6 protein-coding genes are annotated in these 7,775 nt (G+C 66.9%); 3 read left to right on the forward strand and 3 right to left on the reverse strand.

Annotated elements, in window-relative coordinates:
- Positions 1-173 precede the first annotated feature (173 nt).
- On the forward strand, positions 174-1,397 hold the full coding sequence (locus tag DVDV_RS06715) for a response regulator (RefSeq protein ID WP_075353934.1): 1,224 nt from the start codon (positions 174-176) through the stop codon (positions 1,395-1,397).
- The gene (locus DVDV_RS06720) at positions 1,390-2,544 is read left to right on the forward strand and encodes an HD domain-containing phosphohydrolase (protein ID WP_075353930.1); all 1,155 of its coding nucleotides are present in this window, start codon (positions 1,390-1,392) and stop codon (positions 2,542-2,544) included. The genes DVDV_RS06715 and DVDV_RS06720 overlap by 8 nt, the downstream gene beginning before the upstream one ends.
- Before the next feature lie 12 nt (positions 2,545-2,556).
- Here the strand turns inward: DVDV_RS06720 and DVDV_RS06725 are convergent, their stop codons facing one another.
- Positions 2,557-2,997, reverse strand: a complete 441-nt coding sequence (locus tag DVDV_RS06725) for a hypothetical protein (RefSeq protein ID WP_075353931.1) — start codon at positions 2,995-2,997, stop codon at positions 2,557-2,559.
- A gap of 71 nt (positions 2,998-3,068) precedes the next feature.
- Positions 3,069-5,987, reverse strand: coding sequence for a PAS domain S-box protein (locus tag DVDV_RS06730; RefSeq protein WP_254845286.1), 2,919 nt, complete (start codon positions 5,985-5,987; stop codon positions 3,069-3,071).
- Positions 5,988-6,394: 407 nt separating this feature from the next.
- Here DVDV_RS06730 and DVDV_RS06735 point away from each other — a divergent pair, with 407 nt between their 5' ends.
- A complete protein-coding gene (locus DVDV_RS06735; protein ID WP_075353932.1) occupies positions 6,395-7,195 on the forward strand; it encodes a DUF169 domain-containing protein in 801 nt (266 codons plus the stop codon).
- A 211-nt stretch (positions 7,196-7,406) separates the two neighbouring features.
- Here the strand turns inward: DVDV_RS06735 and DVDV_RS06740 are convergent, their stop codons facing one another.
- Complete coding sequence (locus DVDV_RS06740) at positions 7,407-7,571, reverse strand: hypothetical protein (RefSeq protein WP_254845287.1); 165 nt, start codon at positions 7,569-7,571, stop codon at positions 7,407-7,409.
- Positions 7,572-7,775 lie beyond the last annotated feature (204 nt).

The following is a 7,775-nucleotide window of genomic DNA, read 5'->3' on the forward strand; positions in this document are numbered from 1 at the left end:
CGCACAAATAGGATATGGCGCCATTCCCGGCAAGTGCGGTTGCCGGCGTTTGGCTGGCGTCTTTTTCCGGGCGGGTTCTTTTTCTTTGCAAAGGGCTGGTGTAGTCTGGGAGCAAGCCGTTCGTGGGCAGCACCACCCTGGTTCCCGGGGGGGCGCGGCGGCGGGGAGGTTTTGTGGCGCAGCAGCGTATTTTGTTCGTAGACGACGAACCGCAATTGCTTGGCGGCCTGCGCCGCATGTTGTGGGATAGGCGCGGGGACTGGGAGATGCACTTTGCCGAGGGCGGCGTTGCGGCCCTGGCCCTTTTGGAACACACGCCCGTGGACCTGGTGGTCTCTGATGTGCGGATGCCGGGCATGGACGGGCCGGAATTCCTGGAAGCGGTGCGTCGGCGTTGGCCCGGCACGGTGCGCATGATCCTTTCGGGCCATTCCGACCGCGAATTCGTCTACCGTTCCATCAAGCCGGCCCACCAGTACCTGTCCAAACCCTGCACCCCCCAGGAGCTCAAGGCCACCATCGACCGGGTGCTTGGGTTGCGGGCGATATTTACCGACGAACGGCTGCGCGAGACCGTGGCCCGCATCGACTCCCTGCCGGTGCTGCCGGCGGTGTTTGCCGAACTGACCGAGGAGTTGCGCTCGCCAAACGCCTCGTTTAAGACCCTGGGCGCGATCCTGGACAAGGACATCGGCCTGGCGGCAGGGCTGCTCAAGCTCGTCAACTCCTCGTTTTTCGGAATGCCCCGGCGCATAGCCTCCACCGAGCAGGCCGTGACCCTGCTCGGCCTTGAAACCGTGCGGGCGCTGGTCCTTTCCCACAGCCTGTTTTCCCGGTTCGACAGCCGGCGCTATCCCGGTTTCGGCCTGTCAGGGCTTTGGGACCACAGCCTGGGCGTGGCCCGGCTGGCCAGGAATCTGGCCGGGCTGGAAGGAGCCGGCAAGCCCGTGGAGGACGTCTGCTTCATGGCCGGGCTGGTGCATGACGCGGGCAAGCTCGTCCTGGCCGACCTGTTTGAAGAGGAGTATTCCCGGGTGCTGGACATCGCCCGGTCCCGCAACATAACGACCTGGCAGGCCGAGATGGAGATTCTCGGCGTGTCCCATGCCGAGATCGGGGCCTACCTGCTCGGGTTGTGGGGCTTTGAGGAGTCGGTGGTTCTGGGGGTTGCCCGCCACCATCAGCCCGGCCTGGCCGGGCCGGACGCGCCGCTCGCCGTGCCGGTCGTCCACGCCGCCAACGCCCTGGAGCACGCCCTGGTGGTCATCAATCACCAGTACGCCGAACATCCCCTGGATACCGTGGCCCTAACGGCCCTGGGGCTTGGGCCGCGTCTTGCGGCCTGGCGCGAGGCCGGGCGCAGCCTGCTTGCCCACGGAGACAGTCCTGATGAATAAACGGATCCTTTTTATTGACGACGACGAGCGGATCCTGGCCGGGTTCCGGCGCAATCTCCACGGGCATTTCGAGGTGGATACGGCGGTTGGGCCCCAGGCCGGCCTGGACAAGGTCCGGGACAACCCGCCCTATGCCGTGGTGGTTTCGGATCTGCGGATGCCGGGTATGGACGGCATTGCCGTGCTGGCCAAGGTGCGGGAGCTGCGCCCGGATACGGTGCGCGTCATGCTCACCGGCTTTGCCGAGTTGGAGGCTGCCATTGCCGCCGTCAACGAGGGCAACATCTTCCGGTTTTTGACCAAGCCCTGCGAGACCGGCTATCTGGTCGGGGCGCTCACTGCCGCCGTGGAGCAGTTCCGGCTGGTCATGGCCGAGCGGGAGCTTTTGGAAGGCACCTTGCGCGGCAGCCTCAAGATGCTCTCGGAAGTGCTTTCGTTGCTGCGTCCGGAAGTCTACGGCCGGGTGTCCCGCATCGCTCCCTATGTCCGGCCGCTGTCGCGCCTTTGCGGCGATCCCTCGCCCTGGCAGACGGAAGTGGCGGCCATGCTGTGCCTTATGGGCTATATCATCCTGCCCGAGGGCATCATTTCCCGGGTGGAGCGCGGCCGGGTCCTTTCCGCCGAGGACGCCGTCGTGTACCGCCAGCACGCCGAGGTGGCGGCCCGGCTGGTGGCCAACATCCCCCGCATGGCCATCGTGGCCAAGTCCATTGCCTTCCAGGAGAAGAATTTCGACGGCAGCGGCTTTCCCGAAAATGCCCCGAGGGGCAAGGAGTTGCCGCTTGGGGCGCGCATCCTGCGGGTGCTGCTCGATTTCGACCGTCTGGTCACGGCCGGCCAGGCCAAGGCCGAGGCTTACAAGGCGCTCAAACAGACGGTCGGGGCCTATGATCCCGACGTGTTGACCGCTTTCGGCGAGGTGCTCGGCGAGGAAGGCAAGTACGTCATTGTCACGGTGGCCGTAAAAAACCTGCGCGAAAAAATGATCCTGGCCGAGGACATCTTTGTGGTGCGCGGCGGCCAGAACGCCAAGGTGCTGCCCAAGGGCTACGAACTCTCCTCGGTCTCGCTTGAGCACATTGCCAAGCTGGCCCGCTACGACAGCATCACCGATCCCATCCGGGTCATCATTCCATCCGATATCTAGGCCCAGCCGGGCCTAGATTCCATTTTTCGTGGAGGACAGGCCCACGCCCGGCCGCCGGGGCCGGGCCGGCAGGCCGGTCCCCTGGGGCTGGCCCGGGGAAAAGGGCTTGGCCGTGCTGCGCAGCGCCGGCAGGAGGCCGCCGTGGTCGGCCCGCAAGAGCAGCAGGCATGGCAGCAGCAAAAGCGGCGGCAGCAGCAGCAGCCAGGTGAGCACGTCGCGGCCAAGCAGGAAGGCCCAGGCCCTGGCCAGCGTGTCGCCCTGGGCCAGGGCCGCCGCGTCCGGCAGCCAGTCTTCGGGCACGACGCCGTAGAGCAGGGTATTTGGCCACACGCCGAGCAGGAGGCGGTAGATGAGTTTGTAGACGGCTGTCAGGCCCGAGCCGCAGGTCCACACGACGAGCAGGCCGGCCGCTGCGGAGGCGACGTATTTGCGCAAGGAGTCAGATCGTATCATGGCGCATCCCTGGCCACGCAGGCGCGCGGTCGGGGATTTCCATGCAAGGACAATGCCTGGGGCCGGCCGGTTTAGTCGGCGTCTGGCCGGCGGGCGGCGGCATCGGCCAGGATGCGGTCGAGTCCCTGGCGGGGCAAGGGTTTGGCCAGATAGTCGTCCAGGCCGGCGGCCAGGATGCGTTCGCGGTCTCCGGGCATGGCATGGGCGGTGAGGGCGACGATGAAGACGCCGGCCCGGCCGGGATCGGGCAGGCGGCGGATGGCCCTGGTGGCGTTTAAGCCGTCCAGTCCGGGCATCTGCACGTCCATGAGGATCAGGTCGAAATCCTGGGCAGCCGCAGCCTCCACCGCTTCGTGGCCGTCGGCCACGGCCGTGACCGCGTGGCCGCGCCGGGTGAGCAGGGTGGCCAGGATGTCGCGGTTGACCCGGTTGTCGTCAGCCAGAAGCAGGCGCAGCGGCACGTCCTGGCGGCCACCGGCCGGGTCCGGCCGGGCCGTGGCCGGGTCTTCGTCGGACACCGCCGCCGGTTCGTCCGGCTGTGGCTGGTCCTGGCCGAAGACGGCGGTGAAGGTGAAGACCGATCCCAGGCCGGGTTCGCTGTCCAGGCCGATGCTGCCACCCATGAGGCCGATGAGCCGGCGGCTGATGGCCAGGCCCAGGCCGGTGCCGCCGAACCGGCGGGTGTAGGAGCCGTCCACCTGGGTGAAGGCCTCAAAGATGCGCCGGGCGTCCTCGGGCCGGATGCCGATGCCGGTGTCGCTGACCGTAAAGACCAGTTCCAGGTCCGGCCCGGCGTTCCCATCCTCGGCCGGGACGGGATTGCCGGGGCGCAGGCCGATGACCACGCCGCCTTTGGTGGTGAACTTGATGGCGTTGCCGACGAGATTGACCAGCACCTGGCGCAGCCGGTCGGCGTCGCCGAGGACGACCTCGGGCACGCCCGGATCCACGTCCACGGACAGGCCCAGGCCCTTGTCCCGGGCCAGGACGCCGAGGCCGTTTTCAACCAGCCCGAGCAGGTCGCGAAGGGCAAAGGGCTCCCGGGCCAATTCCAGCCGGTCGGCCTCGATCTTGGAGAAATCCAGGATGTCGTTGATCAGGGTCAAAAGCGAGGCGGCAGATTGTTCGATGTCGCTCAGATACCCTTGCTGCAACTCGTCAAGCGGGGTGTCGCCAAGGACCTGGGCCATGCCCAGGATGCCGTTCATGGGCGTGCGGATTTCATGGCTCATGTTGGCCAGAAATTCCGATTTGGCCTGGCTGGCCGCCTCGGCCGCTTCCTTGGCCACAGCCATGGCTGCCTCGGCCTCCCGGCGTTCGGCCACCTCGCGGATAAGCTCCTGGTTCATGCGGTTAAGCGTCCTGGTGCGTTCGCGCACCATGTCTTCCAGGCGCTCGTTGACCCGCTCCCGCTCCATTCTGGTCCGCACCTGTTCGGTGATGTCCTCGGCGATGCCGGCCACCCGGTAGACGATGCCGTTTTCGTCAACCACGGGAAAGATGCGGGCCTGGATCCAGCGCATCTCGCCGTCGGGACGCAGCAGGCGGTATTCCGGGAAGACGCCGGGGGTGAGCGGTTTGCCGGCCAGACCGGCGATAAAGGCCAGCACGGCCTCGCGGTCTTCGGTGTGCACCGCGTCGAGCCAGGACATGGGGGCCTCGTACAGGCTTTTGGTCGTGCGCCCCCACAGGCGCTCATAGGCCGGGCTGATGTAAAAGATGCGTTTCCAGTCCGCAGAACCAAGCCAGAACACTTCGCCGATGGCCTCGGCTAATTGGCGGAATTTCTTTTCGCTCTCGCGCAAGGCCCGTTCGGCCATCTTGCGTTCGGAGATGTCGCGCACCACGGCGATGACCCGGCCTTGGCGGCCGGCGTCCATGGACCGCAGGCTGACCTCCACCCAGAACAACCGGCCGCCCTTGTCGCGGGCCAGCCATTCAAAGAGCTGGGGCTGGCCGTTTCCCGCCAGTTGAAGCTTGGCCAGGGCCTCGGCCGCGGTATAGGGCGGGTAGTCGGGGCCAAGCCGGGCCGGGGTGAACTGGCGCAGTTCGTCGCGGGGGTAGCCGTAAAGGGCGGTGGCCCGGTCGTTGGAGTCCAGGATGATCCCGGTGGCGGCATCCTGGATGAAGATGGCGTCGCTGGCGGCGTTGAAAATGGAGCGGTAGTCGGCCTCGGTTTCGCGCAAATGGCCCCGGGCGGCCTCGACATCGGAGATGTCGTGGAGGATGCCGGCCAGCCGCGGGCCGCCATCCGGGTCGTCCAGGCGGTGAAACGAGGCGGCCAGCCAGTGGGTGAGGCCGTCGCCGCCGCGCAACCGGAAATGAATGTCGAACCGCTCGCCGGGACACAGCCGGCCCAGGCCCTGGCACAGGCGCACCCAGTCATCGCCGGGCATGTTGCGCCGCAGCAGGCCGGCATCCTCCAAAAAGGCCTCGGCCGGGTGGCCGGTGACCGTATGGGCGCTGGAACTGATGGTCAGGACGCCGTGGGGCGGCGCGGCAGCCAGGGTCAGGGGCACCACGGGCGAGTGGTCGATGAGGGCATTGAATTCCGCGTAGGCCCGGTCGAGGCCGGCGGTATCCTGGCGGGCCCGGGAGAGGTCCCGGCCGCAGCCGAGGACCAGGGCCACGGCTGCGGTCGGTCCGGGCAGGGGGGTGACGTTCCAACCCACCCGCCGCAGCCCGACAGCGGCGACGAGGTCATGGTCGGCCAGGGTGCGGTGGGGGGCGTCCCGGCCGGAAAAGATATCTGCCAGGATGGCCCGGGCATGGGGCCGGTCGGCCGGGAGCAGGGCCAGTTCGAAAAAATCGTGGTTGAGCACTGCCTGTCGCGGCTGGCCCAGAAAGGCCAGTCCTTTCTCGCTTATGGCCGCAACCCGGCCGGCCGCGTCAAGGACCACCGCGATGTCCCCGGCGGCTTCCAGCAGGGCGGCGGATAGGCCGTCTGCCACGGTCGGGGGGGCTTCGTCTGGCAGGCTCGTCTGGCTCATGGCGCTCTGGGTGTTGCGGTGGGTGGGGGGGAAGTCTCTTTGTGTATGGCCTGTTTCCATGTCCGGGGCAAGAGGGGAGGGAATCGGGCCGGGCCGGAGTGCTTGTGTTCTCCTGGCGCAACAGACGGCGGATTGGGCCGGATTGGTTTCTATCAGGGCTTTTTAGACGCGCTGCTGGCGTGTTACAGTCTCAATGTCACGGATAGAAGACGTAATCGTGATTGCAGTGAGGGGAAATCACTTTTCAAGTATACGCGATCAGTCTCTTGACAGCCGGTCAATCCTTCTTCACCCTCCGGCCACAACAGCTGTCGTAGAGCGGGCAGGGATCGGCAGACCACGTGTTGCGCCGGTCCGGCCCGATGGTCCGGCCCAGCCGGGCAGCCGACAGGAACAAAGGAGCCGCCATGGAAGCGATGACCTACCAGGAGATGCAGCACGTGCTGATGGACGAGCTGCGTCTTATGCATTATCCTATTGCAATCAAGTACTTTTTTGACCAGTCTGAGCTGGATGCCTTCAAGGCCAAGGCTGAATATTACCTGCCGGCCAAGGCCCTGACCTTTTGCCAGGCCGAACTCGGTGCGCGCATGGAAGGGCTGACCGTGCTCATGGGCCGGGAGCAGCTTGGCTGTTCCAACGCCAAGTGCGTGTTTGGCTGGAAGGAGATCGACGCGGCCGAGATCAAGGGCCACCTCAAATACGTGCGCGACCTGGAGCAGGCCGAACGGTTCGTGCGCAGCAAGCCGCGTCTGGCCGGCGAACTGTTGGCCGTGGCCGTCTCGCCCCTGGCCGATACGATGTTTGCCCCTGACGTCGTGCATTTCTACTGCGACAACATGCAGGCCTACCATCTGGTCGTCGACTGGATGTCGGCCCGGGACATCCATCCCCTGAGGCCCAACATGACCATCAATTCGGCCGCCTGCGGCGGCAATGTCCAGTGCTTCAACACCGGCGAGGCCAACGTGTTTCTGGCCTGCAGCGGCAGCTACAACGCCGGGAAGACCGAGCGCGGCGAAATCAACGTGGCCATCCCCGGGGCCGACATCGGCAAGGTGGTGGAGCGTCTGGGCGCGCGCAAGACGGCCACCGGCGGCGCGTCGCTGACCCGGTCGGGCCATCCCTTCCCGGGGGCCGACATCTGCAAGAACTGTCCGCTGATCGTCTTTAAAAAGGGCAATGCCCCGGCCGATGCCGAGGGCTGATCCGGCCTGATCTGGCGTCTGCGAGGCGGTCCCCCCGGGGGCCGCCTTTTTTTGCGCCGACGGCGAGGGGTTGGGCTCGGCCGCTTTGCGCCGGCCGTGGGGCTGGTGTCCCAGGTGGGCGAGAACGCGGGCCGGAGCCGGGGGCCGGGCGGATGCAGCACGGACCAACCCGGTTGCGGCCCTGCGGGGGAGTTTCGGTCCGGGCAGGCCCTTAGACGGCGGTGCGGATGATGGCCCCAAGGCCGGTGTCGAGGAAGTGGCTGGAGATGGCTTTGGGCGTCGTGTCCGGGACGTTGGACCCCATGCTCGGGCCCAGGCGTTTAGCGGCGAAGTGGCTGGAAGCCAGGGCGACAACCATATCGGCGGTTGAGGTCATGTCGAAGGGGGTCAGCGCCAGGGCGCTCCCACATGCGATCGGATATGGCCATGGCCGCCCTCCAGTCCCGTGCTGCCGGGATGGCCGTCAGGCTAGCGCGTCGCCGGACGGCCGGCAAGGGATATGCGGATATTTCGGCGAAATGGGCAGCCGCCGGCGGGCGGCCGGAGGCCGGGGCGCAGCCCGATGGGCCGGCGCAGCGCC

Origin of the sequence: Desulfovibrio sp. DV (assembly GCF_001936595.1) — a bacterium.
Lineage (GTDB): Bacteria > Desulfobacterota > Desulfovibrionia > Desulfovibrionales > Desulfovibrionaceae > Solidesulfovibrio.

What these genes read in the sequence shown, in the direction of transcription:
- DVDV_RS06720 (WP_075353930.1), top strand. Translation starts at nt 1,390, where the DNA reads ATGAATAAACGGATCCTTTTTATTGACGACGACGAGCGGATCCTGGCC.
- DVDV_RS06740 (WP_254845287.1), bottom strand. Translation starts at nt 7,571, where the DNA reads ATGACCTCAACCGCCGATATGGTTGTCGCCCTGGCTTCCAGCCACTTC.
- DVDV_RS06730 (WP_254845286.1), bottom strand. Translation starts at nt 5,987, where the DNA reads ATGAGCCAGACGAGCCTGCCAGACGAAGCCCCCCCGACCGTGGCAGAC.
- DVDV_RS06735 (WP_075353932.1), top strand. Translation starts at nt 6,395, where the DNA reads ATGGAAGCGATGACCTACCAGGAGATGCAGCACGTGCTGATGGACGAG.
- DVDV_RS06725 (WP_075353931.1), bottom strand. Translation starts at nt 2,997, where the DNA reads ATGATACGATCTGACTCCTTGCGCAAATACGTCGCCTCCGCAGCGGCC.